The following is a 26,276-nucleotide window of genomic DNA, read 5'->3' as shown; positions in this document are numbered from 1 at the left end:
TCCTACGATTTCTGATTTTTCTTCAAGATTTCTTCCAGGACCCGACCAGGGGACATGGGGAGATGCCGCATTCGGACTCCCACGGCCCGATAAATGGCGTTAGCTATGGCGGCAGCCGGAGGAACAATAGGTACTTCACCGACGCCTCGGACCCCAAAGGGGTGCCCAGGATTAGGAACTTCCACAATCACTGTATCAATCATGGGAAGATCCAAACAGGTTGGCATACGATAATCGAGGAAACTGGCATTGGCCATCCGTCCATCCGGGGTATAGAAGTACTCCTCATTAAGGGCCCAGCCAATTCCCTGGGCTACACCGCCCTGCATCTGCCCTTCCACGTAACTGGGATGGATCGCCTTTCCGGCATCCTGGACAGCCGTATAACGGAGAATCTGGACTTTTCCGGTTTCCGGATCTACTTCAACATCTACGATGTGGGTGGCAAAGGCTCCTCCTACCCCACGAGGGGCCACGGTAGCTCGACCTACAACCGGTCCACCGGTTTTGGATAATTGGGCGGCCAGTTCCTTAAAGGTCATGCGTTTCTCGGGATCTTTACTCAACTGAAAGACCCCCTCAACAAAGGTGACTTCTTCCGGGGAAACCCCCCAAATTTTCGCGGCCCGTTCTATCATCTGTCGCTTAACATCCTGTGCAGCTTCATAGGCTGCCCATCCCGTCGCAAAAGTGACCCGACTTCCCCCGGTTACATCGGTATAGCCTACGGAATCTGTATCTCCCACCACGGGGCGAACATCTTCGGCTGCAATCCCCAACACCTCAGCGGCCTGCATGGCAACAGAAGCACGGGTACCTCCGATATCTGTAGATCCTTCTACCAGACTTACGGTACCATCGGCATTAACACTGATAATGGCACTGGACTGAAGACCCACATTAAACCAATAACCCGAAGCCACGCCCCTTCCCCGGTTCGGTCCTTTCAGGGGAGTTTGATAATGCTCGTGCTTCATGGCAGCTTCCACTGTTTCCAGATACCCGATTCGGGGATAAGGTAAACCGTCGGCTTTACGATCCCCCTCTTTCGCCCCATTTAACAGACGAAATTGCAGGGGATCCATCCCCAGTTGCTCACAAATCTCATCAATCACCGTCTCGCTGGCAAATGCAGCGTTGGTAGCCCCCGGAGCTCTATAAGCCGCGGTTTTTGGCTTGTTTACAACCACATCGTATCCATCGATCAACACGTTGGGGATGTTATACGGAGCGAAAATACACATACAGCCAGGATTTATAGGAGATCCAGGGTAAGCTCCGGCTTCATAAGCCAGGTAGGCCTGAGCGGCTACAATGCGTCCATTCCGCTTGACTCCCATCTTGACCTTAATATAGGAAGCCGGGGTGGGGCCCGTCCCTTCAAATACTTCAGTCCGACTCATGACTATCTTGACCGGACGACCGGTCTTTCGAGAAAGTAGAGCGGCAACGGGTTCCAGATAAATCGGGATCTTGCCCCCAAATCCACCGCCAATCTCCGCCGGAATTACCTTGATCTTGGAAACCGGTATTTGTAGAACATCGGAAAGTTGCTTTTGCGCCATGAAGGCCCCCTGGGTACTGCACCAAACGGTCAGATTGCCATCGGCGTTCCACAGGGCTGTGGCGTTATGCGGCTCAATATATCCCTGGTGTACGGTAGAGGTGGTAAACTCCCTTTCTATCACAAGATCTGCTTCCTGGAATCCCTTCTCGGGATCTCCTAACTTATATTGGACATGCTGGGCAATATTGCTGACTTTATCGGTTTTCTCACCCAGGGACTTGGTTTTCAGGTCTGGATGTAATAAGGGAGCATCTTCTTTCATAGCCTGCCGAACCTCCAACACCGGAGGGAGTACCTCATAATCTACCTCAATCAGAGCTAAAGCTTCTTCGGCAATATGCGGATTGATGGCTGCAACTCCGGCCACAGCATGACCTTTATAGAGGACTTTCTCCCGGGCCAGGATATTTTCCTGCAAATATTTTATATTAACGGCTCCTTCTCCAAGTTCCTCGATCTTATCGGCAACCGGAGGCAGATCTTGTGCTGTTACTACGGCTTTAACCCCGGGTAATGCCAGGGCCCGACTTACATCAATGGATCGAATACGAGCATGGGCGTGCGGGCTCCTTAGAATTTTACCATGCAATAACCCGGATATTTTTACATCGGCCCCATAAATGGCCCTTCCTGTAACCTTATCGGTCCCATCGTGACGAATAGGACGCGTACCTATAACCTTATATTTCGGTTTTTCCTTGGATAGTTCCTCTTGGATAGGATTTTCTAATTTAGACATGACCTGTTTCCTCCTCTTTAACAGAATAACCTTTTACCAGGATTCAGTCTTACCAAAGGTTTTGGGTTTTCCTACAGGTAATTACGATCATACAATCTGGTCCCTAAAAGTTAACCTTGATCCATCAGGTTGTCGTTCTGAACCCTCCGATACCTCCGGGGGCTTTGTGAAGCCATCCCTTCAAGTCTAGAGGGTATCTGGTCCCCTTTGCTTCGCTCCGGCCTTCGGCTCCCGTCACTCCTTTTAAGGGTAAGGTTTTTCTCTGTTTTCCACGTTAACCCACCAGCAAGGCCGTCCCCTCTTCGGGTTTTTCCAGATCTCCCATGTTTACTCCTAACCGAGCCAGGGCCTCTAGCATGGCCTGAAAATTCTCCTTCTCATTTCCTTGATAAAGTTTGATAGGCTGTGTACCTATCAGATAAGTCTGTAAGGGTTCTGGGATCTCGACGGGTTCTAAATAAACCGGTAGAATAGGTTTACCGAATTCTATGGCCTGGGCTACTCCATTAATCACATGCGGGGATTTAATCGACACTTTTGAGAGCATAAGGATAAACACTTTGCATCTTTTGATGGCTTCCGTGACTTTTTCCCTTCCCATAAAATCATCCCTCTTATGTTACCCAGATAAATCCAAATGGATGCTCTTATACCTCCTAGACTCGGATGTACTTTAGAACTGCCTTCTGGGTTTGACTGGTATAACGTAATAAAAATTTTCAGCAGACCTAAATTTCACACCATTTCCCGAGGCAAATGGACTTACAGGCTTCTTCATTCTTACTTACTTTATCGATGAAATGCGAAAGGGTCTTTCATGTTCCCCTGCATAGTTTCTTCAACCGGAAACGGGTAAGCTATACGGTACACGCATCCAGCTAAGAAAGGGAAAAGCCTTATTTTCGGCCTGAACACCCCCCTTCTTTCAAGGGTATTTTTTCAAACCTAACCCTCTCCCCCTCTCCTTTCCTTCAAGGGAAGGGGAGAACCCAGGGGTCTAGCGACGACCGATTCTCCACTCCCATGTTGGGAAGGAGGTCAGAGGGTATGTAGGCCCCAGGTCTCATCCTTAACTTGATGCATAGGAAACCTACGATCCTTAGAACCCCTCATCTTCTTCCTTCATGGTCGACTTCAGCGGCAGCTAAAACGGCCCGGACAATTTTATCGTAACCGGTACATCGACACAGATTCCCCGCTAACCAATACCTTACTTCTTGTTCGGTAGGGTGTGGATTTTTATCCAGGAGCGCTTTGGACGCAACAATGAAGCCCGGCGTACAAATTCCACATTGTAGAGCCGCATATTCCAGAAATTTCTGCTGTAGGGGGTGCAACTTCTCGGGTCCGGCCAGCCCTTCGATGGTGGTGATTTCTTTTCCCTGGATTTCTACTCCCAAGACCAGGCAGGAATTCACCAGCACACCATCCATGATGACATTGCAGGCCCCACAATTCCCGTTATTACAGCCTTCTTTGCTTCCCGTAAGACCCAGTTCATCTCGGAGTACTTCTAACAGGCTCTGACGAGGTTCACAGAGAAATTCTACTTCTTCCCCATTAATTCGCGCCTGTACTTGCACTTTTTTAGACATTCCCGATATCGTAACGACTCAGAAGTCAGAGGGCATCCTGAATTCTAAGCTGGGATTCTGACTTCTGAACAATTATTTCACGCCTCCTTCTTTGCTCGTTGAATAGCTCCCTGGAGTGCACGACGAGTTAATACACCGACCAGATGTCGTCTATACGCTGCGGTTCCTCGCATATCACTGATGGGACGGGCTATGGCTTGAGCTGCTTCAGCAGCCCGCTGGATGTTTTCTTCTGAAATCTCTTTCCCGGCCAGAATCTCCCCCGCCTCAACTGCCAAAAGTGGCGTGGGGGCAACGGCTCCCAAAGCTATGCGGGCTGAAACAAATCGGGTATGAGCCTCATTCAATACCGCCGATGCCCCTACACCGACCACGGCGATATCCATTTCATTTCTTGGAATGAAACGGAGATAGCGGGCACCGGAATGCTTCTGTGGAGGAGGAAGATGAAAGGAAAGGAGAAATTCACCCCTTTGAAGGATCGTCCTTCCGGGGCCGGTACAAAACCGTTCGACGGGAACCTCTCGGGTTCCCTGGGGCCCTGCAATAAGACAGGTGGCCTGGAGTACAATAAGTGCCGGAATTGTATCCGCCGCCGGAGAGGCGTTACATAAATTTCCCCCTAAAGTAGCCCTCCCCTGGATTTGTATGCCCCCGATCAACGACACGGCATCGATTAACCCGGGATATGCCGTGGCGATCTCTGCTTGCTCATAAATCTTATAGCAGGGAACCGCCGCACCAATGCGCAAACCATTAATCGGATCATAGGATAATTGATTAACCTCTGGTATCTTCTTAATATCAAGCAAAAGATCTACGGAACGACGCCCTTCTCGAACCTGAACGATAATGTCGGTTCCACCCGCGAGAATACGCGCCCTCTCTCCGTGTTGAGCAAGTAAAGAAACTGCTTCGTCCACTGTCCGCGCGGAAGCATAATCGAATGCTTGCAAGAACAGATCCTCCTTTCCGTTAAGGTTTTGGTTAGTAAACAAGTCCTGTACTCTAATTAAATTAGTAAAAAGCTCCGGTTGCGTCAAATGATATTTGAAGATCTATGAATTGGGTAAAATAATATCCTGGTAAAATTTATCCTTGACTTGTAAAGTTTTAAAACCAATTATATGTGTAAAATTCGGCTTACCTTCATGGGTTTACCCAGTAAATTCCAACTTTATAAAGGATACCTGTTTTATGGGTCCTAAATGGAACAAGCCAGATAAAAAAGGATGGTTATAGATGTCGAATTAAGGAATGTCACCAAGCGGTTTGACCGCACAACCGCTGTGGATAACCTCTCTTTACAGGTCCATAAAGGTGAGTTTTTTTCCCTTTTAGGACCTAGTGGATGCGGTAAAACCACCACCCTACGCCTCATTGCCGGCTTTGAAATCCCTACCGAAGGCGAGATCCTCATCAATAACCAGATTGTGAATCATAAGCGGCCGTATGAAAGGAATGTCAATACCGTATTTCAGAATTATGCTTTATTTCCTCATCTGACCGTAGCCGAGAATATCGCCTTCGGTCTGGAACGCAAAAAATTACCCCGTACAGAAATCCGTCAACGGGTGGCAGAAGCCTTGGAGCTGGTGCAATTAACAGGTCTTGATCATAGGTATCCGAAACAATTAAGTGGTGGGCAACAGCAGCGAGTGGCACTGGCACGTGCCATTGTGCTTAAGCCACAGGTGTTACTCCTCGATGAACCTCTAGGGGCCTTGGATCTCAAATTGAGAAAAGAAATGCAGCTAGAGTTAAAAAACCTTCAACACCAGGTTGGAATTACTTTTATTTATGTGACCCATGATCAAGAAGAAGCCCTAACCATGTCGGATCGGATCGCCGTCCTGAATCAAGGACGACTTGAGCAACTGGGATCTCCTGAAGAGATCTATGAATATCCTAAAACCCGATTTGTGGCCGATTTTATCGGAATATCAAATTTCTTCAAAGGGAAAATCACTGGTAATACCGGGCAAAGACTGGAAGTGGAAACAGAAGATGGACTTATTGTGAAGCTACCCAAAGAGGATCAGTTGAAAATCGGGGAGAAAGTTCATTTTTCGGTCCGACCGGAAAGAATGTGGCTGAGGTCGGAAATGTCTTCTAAAAATGGTGAAAACCAATTCCCCGGTTTTATCGAACGAAAGATTTATACAGGAAATGCTACCCATTTCATTGTATCGCTTTCTTATACTCAAAAAGTTACGGTGTTGTTGCAAAAAGGAGATCGAGAAAGTCAAAGCGGGCCCTGGACAGTAGGGGATAAGGTCTGGATCTCGTGGAAACCGGAAGATAGTATCATTTTGAAAGACTAAGTAGAGGATACGGGGATACAGAGAGGGCTCTTTTGATCCCGCGTCCTGGATATCAGGTCTCCACACCGCAAGATATTGTATTTTAATGAAATGAAAAGATTCAGACACCAACTCCTCGTCTTTTTCAACCATCATCCTTCCTTGAGCCTGTTGAGCTTACTGGGTCCTTCCTTGTTTTGGCTGGGTGTTTTTTTTCTGGTTCCCCTGCTTATTATCTTTCTTTACAGTTTCCTCCAAAAAGGTCCCTATGGAGGAATTCTATACCAGTTTACCCTGGAGAATTATCGCAGGTTTCTGGATCCCCTTTATCTGACCATCCTGATCAGATCCTTCAAACTGGCTCTGATGACAACTGGGATATGTTTGGTAACCGGTTACCCTATCGCCTATCGAATCGCCTTTGCCGGTAAGAAATGGAAAAATACCCTTTTGGTTCTCATCATTTTACCTTTCTGGACCAGTTTCCTGATTCGGACCTATGCCTGGATGCTACTGCTTCGAGATACTGGTCTCATCAATCAGTTGCTGCTGAAGTTTCATATCGTCCGGGAACCTTTAAAATTGCTCTATACTGAAGGAGCTGTTTTAGTGGGGATGGTCTATGGCTTTCTCCCCTTTATGGTCCTTCCGCTGTATGCTTCTATTGAAAAACTGGATAAAACCCTTTTGGAAGCTGCGGAAGACCTGGGGGCGACTCCGTTTTGGCGATTTTTAAAGGTAACCCTTCCGTTGACCCTTCCGGGAGTTATCGCCGGGTCTATTCTGGTTTTTATACCTTCTGTAGCAGCCTTTGTGACCCCCGACTTATTAGGTGGAGCCAAAACCATGATGATGGGAAGTCTTATCCAGAATCAATTCGGTCCCGCACGGGATTGGCCTTTCGGCTCGGCAATCTCCCTGGTTCTGATGATTCTGGTCCTTATTTCCGTGTTTATCTACTTAAGAGTGACAAAGGAATATGAATAATCCGCCTTCCCAGTATCTCCACCTCCCCACCGCCCCGCGTCCCCGCGTCTCCGGGCTCCCGCGTCTCCGGGCTCCCGCGTCTCCACATTCCAATAGCTCCTGGCTGGATTGGGTTACCGGGTTGGGATACCTTTTTCTCTATACCCCCATTCTGATTCTCATAGTTTTTTCTTTTAATAACTCCAGGTTCAATGTGGTCTGGAAAGGATTTACGCTAGACTGGTATATCAAGCTCTTTGAGGACACAAAGATTCTAGAGGCTCTTAAGGTGAGCCTTATTGTGGCGCTGGTTTCTACGGCCATTTCCCTTGTAATCGGAACCCTTACGGCCTGGGCGATGTACCGGTATTCCTTTAAAGGAAAGAGAATTCTGGAGGGTGTGCTCTATCTCCCAATTATTATTCCGGATATTGTTATGGGCATTTCCCTGACCCTGTTTTTTGTTTTGATCAAATTTCAATTAGGGATGGCCTCCATCATCATCGCCCATGTAGCATTCAACATCTCCTTTGTCATGGTGGTTGTTCGAGCGCGTCTTCAAGGTTTAGATCGAACTTTGGAAGAGGCCGCCATGGATTTAGGGGCCGATGAAGTAACGACCTTTTTTAAGGTTACCCTTCCTTTACTTTCGCCGGGTCTTGTGGCTGCGGCCCTTTTGGCCTTTACTTTATCCTTCGACGACTTTGTAATCTCTTTTTTTACGGCGGGAGTTGGCGCAACCCCATTGCCGGTTCAAATTTATTCCATGGTCAAATTAGGGGTTTCGCCCGTGGTAAACGCTATTAGTACCCTGGTACTGGTAATATCGTTTATTTTGGTCACCCTGGCCGAGAAACTTCAAAGGAAGTAAAATCTTTTCTATTTGAAAAGGAGGCCTTTCAGGGGCTGCTCCTGCCGTTTAGTTAGGTGGTATTTCTATCCAGAAATAGCCCTTATCTTAAGGACCTCCTGTGGAAGATGGGAGAATAAACCAGCTTCCCGTGGAAGGCCGCCAATAAGCCAGGTCTGCTTTTCCATCCCCATCATAGTCTGCCGGAACCGGAATATCCTGGTTCTGTCCCCAGGGGGTTATACGATAGCCCCCCTTTGAGAAGAGAAGGTACCAGCTTCCATCACCGGGTCGCCAGACCCCTAGATCTGTCATCCCATCCCCATCATAATCTGCCGGAACCGGTATATCTCCCTTTAGACCCCAGGCAATGATTTCGGAACCTCCTCTGGAGAGGAGAATATACCAGGTTCCATTACTGGGCCGCCAGACGGCAATATCGATCTTTCCATCCCCATCATAGTCTGCCGGAACCGGAATATCTCCAGGTAACCCCCACTGTACCTGGAGGAGACCCCCTCCACCGGAAGGTTTTATACCCCATCCCCCCAAGGAAGGTCTGAAAAGAACTATATCGTCTATTCCATCTCCATCGTAATCTCCAGGAACCGGAATATCGGAAGATCTTCCCAACACCTCCATCCGAACCCCACCCTGGAAGTTCTGGATATACCAGGTTCCTGTGGAAGGCCGCCAAACTGCCAGATCTGTCCGCTTATCTCCATCATAATCCCCCGGTACAGGCTTATCACCTCTTAAACCCCAGAACTGAGTAAAAGGACTGTTATTTCCACTCATAAGAAGGTACCAAATGCCCGTAATGGGTTGCCACACGGCTACATCTGCTTTATGATCTCCGTCGTAATCCCCCGGTAAGGGAATATCCCCAGGACTTCCCCAGGCTATGGGAGTTGAGGTTGGATTTGCAGGAGGAGTTATGGGAGTTGGGACCGGGGTTGGAGTGGGTTCCGGTATAGGAGGTTCCGACGTGCCCACCGGAGTTGGCGTTACCGTTGGGGTCGGTGTTGCTCCAGAGGGTGGTTTTGAAGTCGCCGTGGGAACCGGCGTAGGGGTAAGACCGGGTTGTGGGATTCCCGTATTAATCAAAATATCCACTCCACTTACAACAACTCCGGCTGAAACCTGTATGGTTGTATAATCCTTGGGATTATCCGGAGGGTCGGTGCTGGATTCGTTGGAGCCATTATAAAATTCTGAAGGACCCGGTAACGGAACCGGAGGATCTAAAGGACCTACACTGGAACCCTGGGTAAAAGATGGATCAATCGGTTGAATTTCAACAGTATAGCTGGCTCCCGGTGTTAGTCCGCTCAGGGTATAAACCCCGGCAGGAATTTTTGTGGCTCCAGAAACTTGGGAAACTGCATCATTCCAGGGATCAGCAACGTTTCTGGCGATAACGTTCGCTCCGGTAAACGCCATCTTTCCCCCGGGAGTCAGATTAAAAATGGTCCCGGTAATAGTTCCTGTGGTTGAAGTAAAGGAGGAGGTCGGGTAAAGTGACGATAAGGCGACTTCATCATCTTTAGCAGGAAATCTCTGCTCAACGGTTAAAAGAACAGGGAACATAGTCTCAACCGAAGGGGCCGGCGCCAAGCCTGCCTTGTACTTGAATCCATTGATTTGGGCATGGTCCAGATTGTTGAAGTGCCCTAACTCATGGAAAATAACCGCCTCAAACTCCACCTGAGACACTTCTCCGTTGGATGAATTTCCGTCCAGATAGGCCCCGTTGAGAAAAACCTGTCCCTCAACAATATTATCTCCTTCAAGCCAGGTGGGTCCTGCAAATCCTAATATACCCGAGTTAACCCCAAAGAGCGTGTCAAAAATTTTTCCATCTGCATCAAAAACCACAATATTCTCCCCCAGGGGACTGTTTGAAGATAAAAAAATAGGGAAATTCGATCTGTTAACATCGGTGGGTTGTTGGGTAGAAGGATGAAAGATGTTACCGACCCGAGTAAAAGATAAAGTAGCTGTAGAGACCGCCGCCCACCTTTGAAAAACCATATCAACCAGATTTGTTGCGGTGGCATTACTTAAAGAGCCCAAATTCCCTAAATCCGTTCGGTAGGGAATCGAATTCTGCGTGTTCCACCTATAGGGTACACCGGCAGTGTTAAAAATCATGGGTCCGCCGGCATAGGCTAAGGGGATAGGTAGAACCCATAAACCCATCACTAAAACCAATACACCGGATTTGGTTGGGATGGAATTTTGGATTTCGGACATGGGACTTTCAGGCCTCTATTTTTTCAGGTTGGCTCGAATCTGGGCTAAAAGGTCCTCAAAGGGCCAGGGACCCTCATGGCCCGGCATAAGCCCTGCGTTTTGAATCCCGTTTACAAGGAACTTTTTGCCGGAGATTTTATCCTTCCTGGCAAAAAAAGCACCCTGGAGAAGGCCTACCGGAGAAGTTAACCCGATTCTACTCTCTCCACTCAGGAAAAGTAAAACCTCTTCTCCCGGATGATATGTCGGCATACCAGGAATATGAAAAGGGATACGAACCGGTTTCCCCGGAATGGATTGCGAAATCGCCAGGTCTGAGCTGGCATTTACTCCTACTTGGCTGAAGGTTATTTTCTTGGGCAAAGTCCCCTTGAGGGGTTCTATGACTTCAAAGGTATAGGTAGTAACCGGTAAGGGGGTCTGTTCCAGAATAATGGAATCTGGTTGAACAGACAGGCAGATACCCACAAAAATCTTATCCGCCCGGTCAATCATCTCGACCAAACTCATGGGAAGTATAGTAACGGCAAAGGCCGGGTAGGATAAAATATTAAAAAAAACGATGACCCCACCAACTCTACAGCTCACCCAACGCTTTAGGAACCTATAAACTTTTTGATCTTTCATAACAAACAACAAAATCTTCTTTTACCGCCTACATCGTTTTGATAGCCTTTCAATTCCCTGCAGGAACACTTAAGATCTTTCCCCTCTATCTGGCATAAAATCTATTTAAGGTAAATTTTTTACCATCTGAAGACCTGAAGGAAAAATCTGATTTGAGACCAGCCAGAAAAGTAAAAAACCTGCGGTTAAGTATATTTATCTTTAATAAAGTGTCAAGTTAATTCTTTCGAATCTATAAATAGGGGGAAAATGAAAATGAAGACTCTCCAGATAAAGAAATTATTGAAATTAAACCAAAACCGGGTTTTTCCTACGAGGGATGTTTAGGATCTTTATCCTGATGGCGGTAATAAGGGATAGGTTTTTCTGGATATCGAGGATAATGGGGGAGTTGTTTAGGGGGTCTTTCATCTGTGAAAAACTCGGTTGTGACTAGATCGGTGAGGTAATGTACGGCCGTAGAACTCCCCATACCCAGCCAGACGGCCAGGATCTCGTTAGGTTTGAGATGGAGGGTTTTGAGTTTGGAAGTTAAGGAAAGATTAAATAAAGTCAGGTCAATGGGGAGAAAAACGACCACAAATAAATACAAGAGACGGATGAGATCACTAAGGAACGGAAAATGGGTAAATACAGACCGATGTCGAAACACATAACCGTAGGGCAACCAGATAAATTTGAAAAATCCCCAACGTTTTACGACACTTGGGGTATATTTTCGATTAATAAGGGCGTTTTCCGCCATATCCAGATCTGGATCCAGAAAGGTTGTCGAAATAATTCCGGCTGCAGAAATAAGATAGGCGATGGATTTATTGCCGTGGGACATATAAGAAGCCATACCGACCAGAATACTGGTGGCAATCCCCGCAATATAATGTTCTCTGCCGGTCATACAAACCCTGTAAATATAGCAGGCGGGGAAAAATGTCAAGGGAAAAATTAATAAACGTATATAAAAGGCAGGGATTAATTTACAAAAGTTGTAAGGTTTAGGAAGCCAGTTGGGTCAGGCGTTGGGCCACATCCATAAACTGGGGATTAACCTGATAGATTTCCTTATAAAGCTTGAGGGCCTGATCCGGTTGACCTGCTTCTTCATAGATTCGGGCCAGTTCATAGCGAATATTAAGATATTGCTCTGGATCGAACCCACTTTTTTCCAAAGCCTCTTTCAGATGGGCAATAGCCTGGTCATATTCCCCCTTTTCGGCCAGACACAGACCTATCATACTGGAACATTCCATATATTTAGCCGGAGATAAAGCAGCCAATTTGAATTCTTCGATGGCATCATCCAGCAGGTTCATTTCTTTGTAGGCAATACCTAATTCATAGTGGGTCTCATAGTCTTCCTCACCCACCTCGTCCAGGACACTTTTTTTAAATTCTTTGATAATATCCCCCACATTGTCACCTCCGACCCGATTAACAGCATCTACCTTGATCTGAATCTTGGAGTCGGAAGGATTCTGGGTCATCTGTACTTCATATTCCTGGCTGATTTTAAGGGAAGTGTCCAATCGGGCTGCCAGGTCAAAATAGCCAGAATTTGTTTCCCCGGGAGGAGGGGTTGACGTTGGGGGTTCAGGGGCAGCAGAAACTAAAGAGACACCTTCTGGAAGATCTACTCCGGAGAGATCATCAGATTCTTTTTTTACTGTAGGAGGGTTCCATTCAAGGGTTTGATCTGGGGTTCCCCTTGTTTGGGAAGCCGGTTCTACAGGTTCGAATTGTAATAAGGGGGGTTCTTCACCAAAGTTTAAAGACCCAGGTTCTAGGTCTGCAATCTGGGTCAGATCGGTAATCTCTTCCTGTGGGGACTGATCGAATGGGGTCGGCAAACCCAGCCTACTCCGATACACCTTATTCGAGGGATCCAGTTCCACGAGGCGTTGGTAAATACGGGCTGCCTTATCCAGTTTTCTTATCCGACTGTAAGCTTCTGCAATCTTTTCAAGGATTGGGATAGAGTGGCTGTATTGTTCCTGGATTTTCTCCAACAGGCCGATACCTTCCTCCAAAAGATTCTGATTAAGGTACAGATAAACCAGTTCAAATTGGAGATCTACATTTTCCGGTTGTATGCTGATGACTTTTTTATAGAGTTCGGCCCCTTCACTGATCATTCCTTGATGGATATACTTATGGGCGATATCCAAATAAAGTCCGCTGGCTTCTTCGACAAAGCGACTCTTTTCGTATTGTTCTGCCAACTTTAAATGGAGGGTGATATTTTCAGGATCTAAATCAACGGCTTTTCGAAATACATCCAAGGACTCTTTCATAGCGCCTGCCTGACGCAGGAGCTCTCCGGCCGTCATATAGTTTAATTTAGCATCTCCGATGAGTCCTTTTTGGACATACAAATTGGCCAGTTCTATATAAGTATCCGCCGAATCAGGCTTGGTACGTTGAGCTTTTTTATAGACGGCAATGGCTTTCAAAGTAAATCCATCTTCGGCAAATAATCTGCCGGCCCTTACATAATATTCCTTGGCTTTATCATTGAGTCCCTGCTTGGCATAAATATCTCCCAAAGCATTCAATGCTTCGGTATTATTAGGATTTTCCTTTAAAGCTGCTTCATATTTGTCCGTTTCCTTGTCTGGAGCAGCCTTGCCTCTACCTTTGGTTAACCTCTGCATGGCTGCTTCCAAAAACCCAAACCTTTTAGCCGACATTCTTTACTCCCTCTCCTCCAAATTGGCGCACTGAAGTCATTTCAGTGTTCCCATGAAATGATAATAGGATTAAAATCGATAATTCCAGGTATCCTGAGAATATTTTGTACGATAAAGATAATGAGCCCGTTCCCATTCTAATACGGTCAAGCCTGTTTCCTGAAAAGTTATCCCATGGACCTGTTCAAAACCTCTTATCATGGCCGAGATAACCCTTTCCCGAGAAACACCCTCCGGGATATGGTCCTTTATCGAAGTAGTATGGCAAACAAGCTGCTCGAGAAGGGTTGTAGATTTAACACGTAAAATATCCACCCAGCGTTGTGGATTAAATCCCATCAAGATGGATCCTTGCTGTAGCAAGGCATTCTGGAATCGTTTTTGGGCACTTCCGATAAGCTTTTTTCCTTCTACCAGGATTTCGTACCAGGAAGCAGAAGAAAAGCATACGGGTGATCTATGGGATTGAAGGGGTTTCTCTCGGGGTTTTGGAGTCATTTGAGCATTTATACCGAGTATTCTACATCCTCTAAGTAGACCGGTTGCCAGGTTACGATAGGCTTGTAGAACGCCTCTTGAAAAAAGCGGATCTACCTGGGAGATCACAACGCTGTAGGTAACTTCTTGATCATGTAAAACAGCCCTTCCGCCTGTAATTCGGCGGACAACAGGATATTTTAACTTCTGACATGTTGTAATATCGAATTCCTTAGAAACCTTCTGAGAGTAGCCAACGGAAAGCGTCGGGTGATCCCACGTATAAAATCGTAAAGTAGGAGGGGCCTGACCCTCCTGACAAGACCACAAAATAGCCTCATCGATGGCCATATGGAGATAGCCATCTATATCTCCGCTATCTAAAATGAGCCTCCAACATCGCGCAGCCTCTATATTCAAAGGAATAAAAAGCTCTTATCTTGTAAGGGCACGGCGCGCCGTGCCGCTACTTTTATCAATCACTTAGCCTGGTCTTTGATGTAAGCCTCATATTCCTTGGCGGAAATGAGGTTATTTAACTCAGCAGGGTTTTTGATTTCTATTTCAAGCATCCAGCCCTCACCATAGGGATCCTTGTTGACCCGCTCTGGTTCGTCCTCCAGGGCATCATTGACTTTTACGACTTCTCCACTTAAAGGGGCATAAAGATCCGAAACCGCTTTGACCGATTCAATGGTGCCAAAAGACTCAAACTGCTTAACCTTCTCCCCAACTTCCGGTAATTCTATAAAAACCACATCGCCCAATTGATCCTGGGCGAACTCTGTGATACCTACAATGGCTTTGTTTCCCACGACTCGAACCCACTCATGCTCCTTGGTATATTTTAAATCCTCCGGGTACATATCGCTATCTCCCAACCTAAAAACAAAACTGAACCATAGAGGCACTTGGATGCATACCCCTATTCTACCAGCTCATCCTCAGGGATTTCTTCAAAACTCGAGGGAATATCTCGTGTAATTTGAGATAAAATCTCCGAATCCTTCACTTTCAAACTGCTATTTCCCATAGTTCCCGGGGTTCTGGAACTTGTATCCATGTCCACATTACCCTTAAAGTGAGCCCCTTCTGCTACAATAACCCGAGGTGCCTTGATATCTCCGTTCATCCTGCCGGTAGAGACAATTTCCACCTTATTTCCGGCTTTAATATTTCCCATGACCGTTCCCGCGATGCTGATATTTTCAGCTTCGATATCAGCTTCAATCACCCCGGTTTGGCCGACCAATACATTTCGTTTTACAATGATACGACCCTCGACCCTACCTTCTACCTTAATATCTTCCTCACCGGAAAGCTCCCCTTTAATGGTAATACTTTTTCCGATCACCGTCATCCCTTCTTTTCGTGAGGGTCCCATTTGGGCCGGTGAAGCAGGTCGTTTAGGAATTTTACTGGACTCCTTCTCTTTATGGTTCACAGCAGTTACTTCTGGATTTGTATGCTCAGGTTCAGGCTCTGATTTTGGCCTTCCAAAGAGTGCCACAATTAGTCCTCCTTTTTAAGAAAATTTAATGATAAACCTCTGCTTCTAAGATCGCTATTTAAAAAGAGTTATAAATTCTTGTCGTACCTAACGTTAGCAAACACTCTCTAACTTGTCAAGCATTTTTGTTTCCCTATATTTTAGGATATTTTAAGGGGGGCGCACACTGAGATCCTCCAGATTAACCTGCAAATATCGGGCTATGATCGGGTGAACGTGGCTTACCAATTTGTAAATTTCCTGAGCCACTTTTCGGTAAGTAAAATGACCTTGAGGTTTACTGCGGAGCCGAACCACGTGGTAGACCTCCCTTAGATTCATATGCCAGAGCATTCGCCGTTTATGGGCATTCAGGATTAAATACCTGGCTTCCTGGGGAAACAATGAAGAAATCCGTTCATAAGCGGTCTCTGCCTTTCGGATACTTTCCAGAAAATCCTCTTTTAATCCGGCCTCCTCGACCAGGGGGGGTAAAACAAATCCATGGGCAATCGTCGGCTCCTGGGGGGTTTGCGTACACATTCGATGCCGTTTTAAATCGAAATATGCCCCATAATCCATGAGACAGTCAAAGGTATAGCCAATATACTCCAATTCTCGAAGAGGGGTATCAAAATCCTTTAACCGTCGCAAAGCTTCATCAATCACCCGCTCTTTTTCGGCTGCAGTCATTTTTTTAACCACCCTCTGCAACTCCTGATAGGACAGATGGGAAAACTTATAAAGTAAAGCAATCACCAGTTTATCTTCGGCCTCGGGATCATAGTCCAGAAGCGTTACAGAATCGGATGAGTAGGAGGGTCGGGAAGGGTAGGGAGATGAGGAGGCCGAAAATAAAACTTCCCTACCTTCCCACTCTCCTACCTCCCTCTTCCCATCTTTATCTAAACTTTCCACCAACTTACCAAGGGCTGCCTGGGTTTCCATAAGATAGGGACTCGGACTTACATACTTGAGCAAAGTGGGAACCACCTTACGGCATTCTTCTTTTAAAGTCTCCCCGATTTTCCTCACTTCACTGAGAGGACTGGAAAGCATTTTCGTAATGGCATGTTCCAGGCTCCTGGCGTTGATGGTCATCCCTACATTGGCCAGGGCGGCGATGGGCATCAAAAATCTGGATCGATCCAAAGCAAAGGCACGAACCCTTGCCTCATAGCCCCGATCGCTTTCTCCCTCTTTCCTGGGTACAAGACCTCGGCTTTTTACATATTCTTCCAGCTTGCGCTGGATCCGCTGATAGGTCTCCAGTAAATAAATACAGGTTTCGGTATATAAATCCTTATACGGAGAGTGCTCGATTTCCTCCGGAATATAAAAATCGTTCAAAGTAAAAATCTGATAGCGGGAAGATTTTTCCGTATAAGCTGCCAGACGATTACTTTCGATGGTTTCCACCGCATATCGAGACACATTCTCAATGGCAATACTGAGAACTGCATGCTCGGCTACGCTCTGATGACCATAACCTACCACCCATTTTTCATGGAATTGAGAGGATTTCTCTTCAGTTAATTCTTTTGCGATCACATCAAAAGATTCAGGGGATCGACTGGTTTTAGCAAAGGCTACGGCCACGACTTCGGGTGGAAGCCCATTTAATAAGTAAATCCTTCGTTTTTTAGGAATATACTCTGGCATCAAGGGTTAATCTGGGAAGATTCTTAAAAATTGTCAAGGGGGATCTTAAAAGATCTATTTCTCAAGATGAAGAAACTTTAAAAACCTATAAAAAACCGTTGACAACTTACCAGATGGTAAATACCTTTCCTGAGATAACCTGTTAAAATTCTAAACCCCAGCAAAGACATACCTGATTGACTATAACCTTAGCCAGTAAAACTGTAATTTAGAATACCTGCAATAGCAAGTAAATTTTAAAAATCAAAATCGTGTATGGGATCGCCCCACGAAAGAAAGGATAGGATCTTATGAAAAACAGGACAAGATCTAAGTTGCCCCCTAAGGAATCTAACCCGGCCAAAAACCCCAAAACTAGGAAAAATAAAACAAAGCAGAAACTTCAAGCCGGAGAGGCTACATTGGGCGCGTTTATCGGCATGGGATGCCCGGAGATAGCCGAAATTATGGCTTATGTGGGATTCGACTGGTTGGTTATTGATGCCGAGCATGGTTCTCTTGATCTGAGAACCTGTCTCCATCACCTTCAGGCTATGAACGGATCCGATGCTACCCCCATTGTTCGAGTCGCCTGGAATGATCCGGTCCTTATTAAACGGGTCCTGGATATGGGGGCTCAGGGTGTTTTAATCCCCATGATCAACGACCGACGGAGTGCCGAACTGGCCGTAAAGGCGTGTAAATATCCTCCTCAAGGCATCCGAGGAATCGGTCCAATGCGACCGTCCCACTATTACCTCGAAATGAACGACTACGTGAAAACCGCCAACGACGAGATTATGGTCATTATCCAAATCGAACATATAGAGGCCGTAAATAATATAGACGAAATCTTTAAAGTGGAGGGAATCGATTGCTACTTTATAGGTCCCCAAGATCTCGCCGCTTCCATGGGTCTCATCACCCAAGTCACCCATCCCAAAGTTCTTCAGGCCATTGATAGGGTTCTGGAAGCCAGTAAAAAAGCAGGCATTGCAGCCGGTCTTTATGCCATCAGTTTGGATGAAGTAGAATCCTATATTCAACAAGGATATCAAATGATCGCCATCGGAAACGATGCGGGGATCCTGGCCACAGGTGCCAGAGATTTGCTCAAACGGTTTAGAAAATAAATTTTTAAAATATCAGATAGCTCTCTAATACCTATCCCTGGAGGGAGATTAAAAAGCAGACTATTCTGGTCCGGAGTTCGTTAAATCTTTTCTTTAATGCGTTTAATAAGTGCTACGTTTTATACCATTTCAAGATGTTCCTTTCCACTTTACAATCCACTTTTCCCTCTGTTTTCAGGGAAGATAGGTAACTCTTCAGGGTATTTCCTGTTAGAAAATATTGCTCAAAATTTAAGTCCAGATGGTAACGATCTGCTACCGCCTTGATGAGCTCCTCTGTTCCTTTAGGGACATCCAGAACTTCCAGGATCAGATTTTCTAACCTTTCAATACTCTTCAAATTCAAATCGATAGAGCCAGAAATATCGGTACTGAGTTCCCCATGGATGGGTAAATAGTACTTGAAGGAAAGGGTTTTCATCCCGGTCAGGGTCTCTTTTTGTTGCTTCACATCATAGCAGTAGAGAATTTTATACTTCTCAATGATTTCAGGAGGAAAAATGGCGTCGGCACAGAAAAATACCTCCTGAACCCCTATTCCCATCTGATTAATGGAATGGCCTGGAATAGGTATAAACTGAAATTCCAGTCCAATAATCTCCATCCTATTTTGGACGATATAATCGACTTTGCTTCCCTGGGCCATCAGGAACTTGCTTTTTAACCTATCGATGGGAGCCGCTCCGTACAGATAAAAGGGTTCCAGAATAGGATTTCGGATAAAAGCTTCTTCAATATCCGGGGCATAGACGAGGGCGCCGGTTCTTCTGATAATATAGTGATTACCTCCGAAATGATCTGCGTGGGCATGGGTATTGATAATGGCATGGATCTGGATATGTTTACTTTCCAGGTCTTTTAAAACTTTTCGAGCCCCTCCTTCATCCACCCCTGTATCGATAAGAACCGCTTTATTCCGATGAATAACCACGCCAATATTAGCGGGACCCGGCAGGTAAAAAACATAGGGATTAATTTGCTTAAGTTCCATGGAAAATTTCCTCACCTGTGAAGCTCTTTTTTTTATATTATTTAATGAAGAACCCTAAGTCAATAAAAAAACTCCAGTTATTTTTCTTGCATGCCGGAGAATACATGTATAAAATCAAGGTAATCGGTGAAGAAAGGTTGCCATTGTGAGAAGTCCTGGTCGTAAAGGGATATTCCCAATTCCCTACAGGCTCCCCCTGTCGTTTCATCATGGAAGTTATTCCCTTAACAAGCCGGGGATAAGTGCTGGGTTTCATCCAGGGACTTCCTCACAACGGCAGGACACTTTTTCATAACCCATAACTCAGGTGAAGAAGCATCTAATCCGACGATTTTTTCAGACCCTCTTAGTTTTACTTGGAGTCTCCATTGTAACCTTTGCCATCCTGCATTTAACCGGTGATCCCACGGCCCTTTTGCTACCTCAGGAAGCTACGGCTGAAGATAGAGCGAGATTCCGCCACGAGATGGGATTTGATGATCCTTTAATTGTGCAGTATGGACGTTTCCTTAAAGGAGCCCTTCATGGCGATTTTGGGCTTTCCTTCCGTCACAATCAACCTGCGCTTCAGCTGGTATGGGATCGCATGCCTGCAACCGTTCAGCTTACCTTGGCAGCCATGCTTATCTCGGTTTCCATAGCAGTCCCTATAGGGATTCTTTCTGCTGTGAAACGGAATTCTTTGCTGGATCATGTGGGTATGGTCATAGCCCTTTTAGGGCAGTCTATGCCGGTTTTCTGGTTGGGCATTATGTTGATCCTCATTTTCGGTGTAAAATTACGATTGCTTCCCTCTTTCGGTATGGGAGGAATTGATCATCTCATTTTACCTGCCTTGACTTTGGGTATGTTTACCATGGCCCGTACGGCCCGCCTAACCCGATCTGAGATGTTAGAAATTTTGGGACAGGAATACATCCGGACGGCCCGGGCCAAGGGGGTCCCGCCCTGGTCGGTGATTCTCCGTCATGCCCTTAAAAATGCCGCTATACCCATTGTTACCGTTATTGGACTTGAAATGGGAACCTTACTGGGCGGGGCCATCATCACCGAGACGATTTTTGCCTGGCCCGGTGTGGGTCGGTTGACGGTTCAAGCCATCTATAATCGAGATTTTCCCGTCGTTCAGGCAGCCGTCTTTACCCTGGCCTGTATTTTTGTTCTAATTAATTTTGTGGTGGATATTTTGTATACTTACCTGGATCCGCGGGTTCGATATGAGTAAGTTGAGTGGGAGTAAAGAAGTGTATGGGTGTATGGGAGTGTGGAAGTGTGGGAGTATGGGTGTAGATTCTCCCATACTCCCATACCTCTAGACCTCCATACCTCCATACTTTCATACTCCCACACTCCCATACTATAAATGGAGGCACTCGAAGCAGTAGACAAAGCTCACGGCGAATCAAGCCTGGCTCAATTGGAAAAAGGGATCGAATTCAGAAAGATTGCTCGAAGTCTATTTAAAAGTAAAGCCGCCCTGGCGGGACTTTTTATCCTCTTCATCGTGGTAGCTTCAGCTCTTTTGGCCCCCTATCTGGCTCCCCACGATCCTATCGCTCAAGATATCAATAACCGCCTTAAACCCCCTGTCTGGGATCCTAAAGGAAGTCGAGAGCATCTTCTCGGTACGGATCATTTAGGACGGGACATTCTCAGTCGATTGATCTATGGCGCCCGAATTTCCCTCATTGTAGGGCTTTCAGCAGTTCTTATCTCAGGAACCATCGGGATTCTCATCGGCTTGATCGCCGGTTATTATGGGAGTTGGTTGGATGATATTTTTATGCGCCTGGCCGATATCCAATTGGCTTTTCCTTTTATCCTCCTGTCTATTGCCGTCGTAGCAGTCCTGGGTCCCAGTTTAAGAAATATTATCATCGTCCTCGGAATTACCGGCTGGGTCGTTTATGCCCGGGTGATTCGAGCTGAAGTATTGTCGGTTCGAGAGCTGGAATTCATTGAAGCAATCCATGCTTTGGGAGGCCAAAACCTTAGAATCCTCTTTCGTCACATTCTTCCCAATGTAATCAGTCCGGGAATTGTTATTGCTACCTTAGAAGTTGCCCGCATGATTATCCTGGAGTCTGCTTTGAGTTTCCTGGGGTTAGGGGTTCAACCCCCTACACCGACCTGGGGGGGAATGCTCAACGACGGGCGTCAGTATCTCTATAATGCCTGGTGGCTGGCGACTTTTCCAGGGCTGGCCATCATGTTGACCGTACTGGGAATTAATTTATTAGGAGACTGGATCCGGGATACGCTGGATCCAAGATTGGAAATCTAAACCGTTTATCTATCCCTGAAGGGCCAGGAAGTCTTATCCCCGTCGAGGGTTCTTCGTGGTCCCTTGGGGAAAACATAACTATGAAAAAATCCCCTTTCCTGTTGGGAATCCTTTTTATCCTGGCTTTAAACTTCTCCCCGGCTTCTGCAGAACCTCAAGGTCAGGTGGTGGTGGCCCAGGGCGTAGATCCCTCTACCTTGGACCCCCACAATCATCAGGAGACTCCGGCCTTTAATGTTCTTTTGAATATGTTCGATACCTTACTTCGGAGAACCCCGGATCTCAAGATTGAGCCATTACTGGCAGAATCTTACAGGCTGATCGACGATAAAATCTGGGAATTCAAACTTCGACGGGGGATTAAATTTCACAACGGAGAGGATTTTAATGCTGAAGCCGTCAAATTCAGCCTGGAGCGCATTGCCAACCCGGAGAACAAAATGAAGCAACTGTCCAGTCTTAAGTTCCTGGACCATGTGGAGATCATCGATGAGTATACCGTTCATATTGTAACTAAAGAGCCCTTTGCCCCCCTTCCTGCTTTTCTATGCCTGTATGGTTCCATTGTTCCGCCTAAATATGTTAAAGAAAAAGGAGATACCTATATTGCCACCCATCCGGTAGGAACCGGAGCTTTCAGGTTCGTGAAATGGACTAAAGACGATCAACTGGTCATGGAAGCAAATCCTTCCTACTTTCGTGGAGCTCCTTCCGTTAAAACGGTCATCTTTCGACCTATACCGGAAGCAACCACACGGGTAGCAGCCCTTCTAACCGGAGATGTGGATATTATCACCAATGTTCCTCCCAACCTGGTCCCTCAAATCGAAGGAAGTGGACAGGCTTTTATTTCCACAGCCCCCAGCGTTCGGGTCATTTTTGTGGGAATCGATACCCTCCATGGAGGACCTGTAGCCGATAAACGGGTCCGGCAGGCTCTCAACTATGCGGTCGATGTCAATAGCCTGATAAAAAACGTTCTGGAAGGACATGGTTTCCGGGTAGCAACTCCTTTGACCAAAGACCATTTTGGATACAACCCCGACATCCAGCCCTACCCCTTTGATCCCGATAAGGCTAAGAAACTACTGGCAGAGGCTGGGTACCCCAACGGATTCGACCTTATCTTAAACTCTCCCGACGGACGTTACTTGAATGATAAGCAAATTGCAGAAGCCATCGCCGGGCAATGGCAAAAGGTAGGGATTCGTACTCAGGTAAAAACCCATGAATGGGGTAATTATGTTAACATGATGTATACCCATAAACCGGGTCCTGTTTATCTACTGGGCTGGGGAAATAGTACCTACGATGCCGATAATACCTACTTTCCCCTCTTTCACACCGGAGAACTCCTATCTAACTACAGCAATCCGGAATTTGATAAGCTTATTGAAGAAGCCCGGATAACCATGGATGAAAACAAACGGCGAGAGTTGTATCATAAAGCTGCTGAACTCATCGTGGAAGATGCCGCCTGGGTTTTTCTCTATGAACAGGAGGATATCTATGGGGTCAACAATCGACTCAATTGGAAAGCCCGACCCGATGAAGGATTGGTTATGTTTGATGTAACCATTAAAAAATAAAAGGGGTAATACGCATTTTCACAGGTATTCTGTCATACCTCCTCAGGAGTTTCCCTGAGATTAGCAAGGTTAAAGGATTGGTTATGTTTGATGTAACCATTAAAAAATAAAAGGGGTAATACGCATTTTCACAGGTATTCCGTCATACCTCCTCAGGAGTTTCCCTGAGATTAGCAAGGTTATCGGTTTCTTCTGTTTCTTCCGTTGGAGGGTTTTGGTCTGATAACTCATATCCAGACTTTTTCCGAATCCACTCCACGGAGGTCGGTCTATCTTTGCGTTTGAGTATCAAGGTTTTACCTTCCAACCAAAGGATAAAGATATCATCGGGTTGAAGTTTGAGGGCTTCTCGAATTTCGGGTGGAAGGGTCAGTTGGAATTTCTTATTTAATTTAACAATATACGTCATACTCTATCCTTTTTTAATAGAAGTTACTGCCTTTAGAACGTAGAATTACTGAGTGGGAAGTTTGTAAAATAAGTTTATTCTTTTAAACTACGTTCTTCATTACCTGCCCAAAGATTCCCATACCGGCCTATAGGCTGGTACAAGACCTCACCTCTTTAACATAAGTTTGTTAATTTGGCAAAGGAAAAAATCCCTTTTAAACAAAAAAGCCCCCGGACCTGGAGAGGTCGGGGGCTTTTTCGATGGGAGGTTAAGCGTTCATGATCTTTTTCATTCGGGAGATCCCATCCATAGAGAGTTTTTTCATGGTTTCTTCCACATTGATCCCGTAGAGTCTGGCAGCATTCAGACCCAGGATTTTAGTCTTGTCTTCATCGGTAATCTGTTTATATCCATATCCGGCGATCAGTTCATCGGGAATACGGAATTTCCTGAAGGCATCGATCTGCCATTGAGGACTGCCCCACCAGATACTATCGGTTCCCCAGATAATACGGTCAGGACCGTAATGGGTGATGAGCTGTCCCATAACATGGGCGGCAGTCATAGGAGCTCCCACGACCGTCGATGCAAAGGTGCTTCCCAGTTCTGGATAAACATTGGTCACATGGGGTTTAAACCCTTGATTGTAAGCCAGATCGGAGACCCAGGGGAATCCAGAATGATAGATGATAAAATTCAGATCCGGGAAATCTTCGGCGGCTTTATGGACATCATCTACCTTGCAATGGGGTACGGAGAACCAGAGGGCTGCCAATCCCTTATGGACGGAAATATTTTTGATTCCTTGTTGTTTAGCTTTTTCCCAAACCGGATAAGCTATCTTCTCATCGTCCATGTACCAACCCCGATAGCCGGTCCCTTCACCCCCATCTCCTGGATAGAGTTTCCATCCATCTATTTTGAACTCTTTAACCTGTCTTTCCATTTCATCCAGGTTGGCTTTTCCTCGGGTCGGAACCGGGAGTCCATGGCTGAGCATCCTTCGAGTACCGGCTTTGGCATTGACCTCATCTCGGGTTCCAACCATTTCCTCAATGGGAAGGAGGGTCCCCGGTGAGCCCGGTACATAAGGAACGCCGCTCATGATGCACATGGCCGTCTCACTATCCAGGAAGATTTCTTTGATGTAGGTAGACCGGTTCAAATCCATAAGTCCGCTTCCCTTCACGGTAGACTTACGGAATCCATCCAGCAGATCCACAATCATCTTGGCGCTCAAAGCCTTCGAGTAGTTAGCTTTCAGGGTAGGAGCATCCAGATAGTGGGTCTGAACATCAAAGATGAATTGATTACCCGGTTTCTTCTTGGCAAGGGCGGCGGCTTCATCGGCGGCTTCTACTTCCTCGACATCAAAGAATTTCATCCCGTAGACTTTGTTCATGGCCAGGAGGGCCGCAGCAAATCCACTGGCAGTTTTGAAAAAGGCTCGTCTGGAAAGCCCTCGCTTCTTTCCATATTTATCTGCATATTCATTGAGCAGATAATCTACCTGCCGCTGCTTCTCGGTCTTGGGAAGCGGAATATATTCCTGATTTGTTAAGACCTGGGTCGGAATAGGGGGTTCCGGGGGAAGATTGTCATCTAAAGTTTTTTTACTGGTTATAATTAACATGCTTGCACCTCCTCGAAGGAATCGAAGTTATACACTTCAGCTTAAAACGATAAACCCAACTCATTAAATGTTGTAACTATCACCTCCTTCCCTCTCCGAGAGAGCATATACCGAGATTAACTAAGGAAATCACATTTCATAGAAATCTGTCAATAAAAAATTCAAAGCTTTTCTTTTTTCTCTCTAAATATTAATTGACAAAGCGTTTAATTCGAATAGAGTTAATTAAAGTAGAAAGGGATATAACTCTTTTAAAGCGTGGAGAGAAAGGAGACTTCCATGATTAAAAAACTCTTAGTTATTATTTTAATACTCGGCTTATGCGAGGGATTTTCTGTACAAACGATCCCTGCAGCAGAAGAAACCGGTATGCAGGCTCCGGGTAGTCCAGGTCTTGAGAAACCTCAGTCCTCTCAGCCTTCAGAAGAAGCGGGTAAAAAACCATCTGGGAAAAAAGCTGGAACAGGAAAACAAACCGTTTCGGCAACTGAAAAATCAGGCGGACCCGGGTCCAAAGGTAAAGAAAAAACGTCATCTGCCCAGGCAGCCACTTCTCCCTGTAATCGGCCCGGATTTGTTCCAAATCCGAGTTTTCAGAGCCGGACGGTTTGGGCAACGTATTTGGCCTTGACGAACGGTCGGGTGCTTCCCATTCAACGCTATATTGTTAATGAATGTGTTATCGTGGCGGTTTTCCGGAATGGCTCTGCAAGGATTCTGGATTATTCCCAGGTAGATCTTTCCCGTTCGGCCCAGTATACCACAACGGAAGAAGAAGCCCGACGTATAAGCGGTACTCTGGTAACCAGCCAGGCTCCGGGTGAAAGTACCACCCTGGGGGTAGGCTACTATGACCTGGGGCGTTCTGTAACAACCCCCACCGGTTCGACGCCGGCTCAGGGTCCAGGGACTTCGCAAGGCGGCACCCCGGGAACTCCAGCACCTGGGACTACGGCAGGGGCTGCACCGGGAACTCCAGCAGGTACTACAACGGGACCTGCCCCGGCACCGGGTATGGGTAGTCCGGCAGCTCCCTCCAGATAAGTTTCAAATAGAGAGAA

General features: G+C 46.2%; 23 protein-coding genes. 8 read left to right on the top strand and 15 right to left on the bottom strand.

What is annotated here, in order from left to right; translation table 11 throughout:
- Nucleotides 1-2: 2 nt before the first annotated feature.
- From VNM22_22380 to VNM22_22365, 4 genes are all read right to left on the bottom strand, one after another.
- Nucleotides 3-2,306 carry a xanthine dehydrogenase family protein molybdopterin-binding subunit gene (locus VNM22_22380; GenBank protein HWP49918.1) on the bottom strand — a complete coding sequence of 768 codons (2,304 nt, stop codon included), beginning with the start codon at nt 2,304-2,306 and terminating at the stop codon, nt 3-5.
- Nucleotides 2,307-2,580: 274 nt separating this feature from the next.
- Complete coding sequence (locus VNM22_22375; protein HWP49917.1) at nt 2,581-2,907, bottom strand: toll/interleukin-1 receptor domain-containing protein; 327 nt, start codon at nt 2,905-2,907, stop codon at nt 2,581-2,583.
- Between the two features lie 508 nt (nt 2,908-3,415).
- The gene (locus tag VNM22_22370) at nt 3,416-3,901 is read right to left on the bottom strand and encodes a (2Fe-2S)-binding protein (protein HWP49916.1); all 486 of its coding nucleotides are present in this window, start codon (nt 3,899-3,901) and stop codon (nt 3,416-3,418) included.
- Between the two features lie 77 nt (nt 3,902-3,978).
- A complete protein-coding gene (locus VNM22_22365) occupies nt 3,979-4,857 on the bottom strand; it encodes a xanthine dehydrogenase family protein subunit M (GenBank protein ID HWP49915.1) in 879 nt (292 codons plus the stop codon).
- Between the two features lie 276 nt (nt 4,858-5,133).
- Here VNM22_22365 and VNM22_22360 point away from each other — a divergent pair, with 276 nt between their 5' ends.
- The 3 genes from VNM22_22360 to VNM22_22350 all read left to right on the top strand — a co-directional run bounded on the left by VNM22_22360 (nt 5,134) and on the right by VNM22_22350 (nt 8,041).
- Entirely contained in the window at nt 5,134-6,225 is a 1,092-nt protein-coding gene (locus VNM22_22360) for an ABC transporter ATP-binding protein (GenBank protein HWP49914.1), read from the top strand.
- Nucleotides 6,226-6,315: 90 nt separating this feature from the next.
- Nucleotides 6,316-7,191, top strand: coding sequence for an ABC transporter permease (locus tag VNM22_22355; protein HWP49913.1), 876 nt, complete (start codon nt 6,316-6,318; stop codon nt 7,189-7,191).
- Complete coding sequence (locus VNM22_22350) at nt 7,184-8,041, top strand: ABC transporter permease (protein HWP49912.1); 858 nt, start codon at nt 7,184-7,186, stop codon at nt 8,039-8,041. The genes VNM22_22355 and VNM22_22350 overlap by 8 nt, the downstream gene beginning before the upstream one ends.
- An 87-nt stretch (nt 8,042-8,128) precedes the next feature.
- Here VNM22_22350 and VNM22_22345 read toward each other — a convergent pair whose 3' ends face one another.
- From VNM22_22345 to VNM22_22310, 8 genes are all read right to left on the bottom strand, one after another.
- On the bottom strand, nt 8,129-10,276 hold the full coding sequence (locus tag VNM22_22345; GenBank protein HWP49911.1) for an FG-GAP-like repeat-containing protein: 2,148 nt from the start codon (nt 10,274-10,276) through the stop codon (nt 8,129-8,131).
- 15 nt (nt 10,277-10,291) lie between these two features.
- Complete coding sequence (locus tag VNM22_22340) at nt 10,292-10,903, bottom strand: hypothetical protein (protein ID HWP49910.1); 612 nt, start codon at nt 10,901-10,903, stop codon at nt 10,292-10,294.
- Between the two features lie 310 nt (nt 10,904-11,213).
- Nucleotides 11,214-11,798, bottom strand: a complete 585-nt coding sequence (locus tag VNM22_22335; protein ID HWP49909.1) for a DUF2227 family putative metal-binding protein — start codon at nt 11,796-11,798, stop codon at nt 11,214-11,216.
- A 97-nt stretch (nt 11,799-11,895) separates the two neighbouring features.
- Nucleotides 11,896-13,587, bottom strand: coding sequence for a tetratricopeptide repeat protein (locus VNM22_22330; GenBank protein ID HWP49908.1), 1,692 nt, complete (start codon nt 13,585-13,587; stop codon nt 11,896-11,898).
- A gap of 69 nt (nt 13,588-13,656) precedes the next feature.
- Nucleotides 13,657-14,484: a biotin/lipoate A/B protein ligase family protein gene (locus VNM22_22325; protein ID HWP49907.1), complete on the bottom strand. Its 828-nt coding sequence runs from the start codon at nt 14,482-14,484 to the stop codon at nt 13,657-13,659.
- Between the two features lie 59 nt (nt 14,485-14,543).
- Nucleotides 14,544-14,930 (bottom strand): glycine cleavage system protein GcvH, encoded by a 387-nt coding sequence (gene gcvH / locus VNM22_22320; protein ID HWP49906.1) that lies wholly within the window; start codon nt 14,928-14,930, stop codon nt 14,544-14,546.
- A 59-nt stretch (nt 14,931-14,989) separates the two neighbouring features.
- Entirely contained in the window at nt 14,990-15,574 is a 585-nt protein-coding gene (locus VNM22_22315; GenBank protein HWP49905.1) for a polymer-forming cytoskeletal protein, read from the bottom strand.
- 150 nt (nt 15,575-15,724) lie between these two features.
- A complete protein-coding gene (locus tag VNM22_22310) occupies nt 15,725-17,215 on the bottom strand; it encodes an FAD-dependent thymidylate synthase (protein ID HWP49904.1) in 1,491 nt (496 codons plus the stop codon).
- Between the two features lie 290 nt (nt 17,216-17,505).
- Between VNM22_22310 and VNM22_22305 the strand changes: the two genes are divergently transcribed.
- A complete protein-coding gene (locus VNM22_22305; GenBank protein ID HWP49903.1) occupies nt 17,506-18,327 on the top strand; it encodes an HpcH/HpaI aldolase/citrate lyase family protein in 822 nt (273 codons plus the stop codon).
- A 112-nt stretch (nt 18,328-18,439) separates the two neighbouring features.
- Here VNM22_22305 and VNM22_22300 read toward each other — a convergent pair whose 3' ends face one another.
- A complete protein-coding gene (locus VNM22_22300; GenBank protein ID HWP49902.1) occupies nt 18,440-19,318 on the bottom strand; it encodes an MBL fold metallo-hydrolase in 879 nt (292 codons plus the stop codon).
- A 307-nt stretch (nt 19,319-19,625) separates the two neighbouring features.
- On the opposite strand from VNM22_22300, the gene nikB reads away from it, so the two are divergent.
- From nikB to VNM22_22285, 3 genes are all read left to right on the top strand, one after another.
- Nucleotides 19,626-20,543 (top strand): nickel ABC transporter permease, encoded by a 918-nt coding sequence (gene nikB, locus VNM22_22295; protein ID HWP49901.1) that lies wholly within the window; start codon nt 19,626-19,628, stop codon nt 20,541-20,543.
- Nucleotides 20,544-20,681: 138 nt separating this feature from the next.
- Nucleotides 20,682-21,602, top strand: coding sequence for a nickel transporter permease (gene nikC / locus VNM22_22290; GenBank protein HWP49900.1), 921 nt, complete (start codon nt 20,682-20,684; stop codon nt 21,600-21,602).
- A gap of 80 nt (nt 21,603-21,682) precedes the next feature.
- Nucleotides 21,683-23,191, top strand: coding sequence for an ABC transporter substrate-binding protein (locus VNM22_22285; protein HWP49899.1), 1,509 nt, complete (start codon nt 21,683-21,685; stop codon nt 23,189-23,191).
- 142 nt (nt 23,192-23,333) lie between these two features.
- Here VNM22_22285 and VNM22_22280 read toward each other — a convergent pair whose 3' ends face one another.
- On the bottom strand, nt 23,334-23,600 hold the full coding sequence (locus tag VNM22_22280) for an AbrB/MazE/SpoVT family DNA-binding domain-containing protein (protein HWP49898.1): 267 nt from the start codon (nt 23,598-23,600) through the stop codon (nt 23,334-23,336).
- A gap of 250 nt (nt 23,601-23,850) precedes the next feature.
- Nucleotides 23,851-25,215 (bottom strand): amidohydrolase family protein, encoded by a 1,365-nt coding sequence (locus VNM22_22275; GenBank protein ID HWP49897.1) that lies wholly within the window; start codon nt 25,213-25,215, stop codon nt 23,851-23,853.
- 279 nt (nt 25,216-25,494) lie between these two features.
- Between VNM22_22275 and VNM22_22270 the strand changes: the two genes are divergently transcribed.
- Nucleotides 25,495-26,259, top strand: coding sequence for a hypothetical protein (locus VNM22_22270; protein ID HWP49896.1), 765 nt, complete (start codon nt 25,495-25,497; stop codon nt 26,257-26,259).
- Nucleotides 26,260-26,276 lie beyond the last annotated feature (17 nt).

The organism is Candidatus Limnocylindrales bacterium, from assembly GCA_035559535.1.
In the GTDB taxonomy this organism is placed as follows: Bacteria; Moduliflexota; Moduliflexia; order Moduliflexales; family JAUQPW01; genus JAUQPW01.
This window is presented reverse-complemented; position numbering and strand designations above follow the sequence as displayed.

Coding starts and splice junctions, on each gene's coding strand:
- VNM22_22280 (HWP49898.1), bottom strand. CDS start 23,600: ATGACGTATATTGTTAAATTAAATAAGAAATTCCAACTGACCCTTCCA.
- VNM22_22380 (HWP49918.1), bottom strand. CDS start 2,306: ATGTCTAAATTAGAAAATCCTATCCAAGAGGAACTATCCAAGGAAAAA.
- VNM22_22375 (HWP49917.1), bottom strand. CDS start 2,907: ATGGGAAGGGAAAAAGTCACGGAAGCCATCAAAAGATGCAAAGTGTTT.
- VNM22_22310 (HWP49904.1), bottom strand. CDS start 17,215: ATGCCAGAGTATATTCCTAAAAAACGAAGGATTTACTTATTAAATGGG.
- VNM22_22335 (HWP49909.1), bottom strand. CDS start 11,798: ATGACCGGCAGAGAACATTATATTGCGGGGATTGCCACCAGTATTCTG.
- VNM22_22300 (HWP49902.1), bottom strand. CDS start 19,318: ATGGAACTTAAGCAAATTAATCCCTATGTTTTTTACCTGCCGGGTCCC.
- VNM22_22330 (HWP49908.1), bottom strand. CDS start 13,587: ATGTCGGCTAAAAGGTTTGGGTTTTTGGAAGCAGCCATGCAGAGGTTA.
- VNM22_22370 (HWP49916.1), bottom strand. CDS start 3,901: ATGTCTAAAAAAGTGCAAGTACAGGCGCGAATTAATGGGGAAGAAGTA.
- VNM22_22270 (HWP49896.1), top strand. CDS start 25,495: ATGATTAAAAAACTCTTAGTTATTATTTTAATACTCGGCTTATGCGAG.
- VNM22_22340 (HWP49910.1), bottom strand. CDS start 10,903: ATGAAAGATCAAAAAGTTTATAGGTTCCTAAAGCGTTGGGTGAGCTGT.
- nikC (HWP49900.1), top strand. CDS start 20,682: ATGGAGGCACTCGAAGCAGTAGACAAAGCTCACGGCGAATCAAGCCTG.
- VNM22_22350 (HWP49912.1), top strand. CDS start 7,184: ATGAATAATCCGCCTTCCCAGTATCTCCACCTCCCCACCGCCCCGCGT.
- VNM22_22355 (HWP49913.1), top strand. CDS start 6,316: ATGAAAAGATTCAGACACCAACTCCTCGTCTTTTTCAACCATCATCCT.
- VNM22_22345 (HWP49911.1), bottom strand. CDS start 10,276: ATGTCCGAAATCCAAAATTCCATCCCAACCAAATCCGGTGTATTGGTT.
- VNM22_22360 (HWP49914.1), top strand. CDS start 5,134: ATGGTTATAGATGTCGAATTAAGGAATGTCACCAAGCGGTTTGACCGC.
- gcvH (HWP49906.1), bottom strand. CDS start 14,930: ATGTACCCGGAGGATTTAAAATATACCAAGGAGCATGAGTGGGTTCGA.
- VNM22_22275 (HWP49897.1), bottom strand. CDS start 25,215: ATGTTAATTATAACCAGTAAAAAAACTTTAGATGACAATCTTCCCCCG.
- VNM22_22285 (HWP49899.1), top strand. CDS start 21,683: ATGAAAAAATCCCCTTTCCTGTTGGGAATCCTTTTTATCCTGGCTTTA.
- VNM22_22305 (HWP49903.1), top strand. CDS start 17,506: ATGAAAAACAGGACAAGATCTAAGTTGCCCCCTAAGGAATCTAACCCG.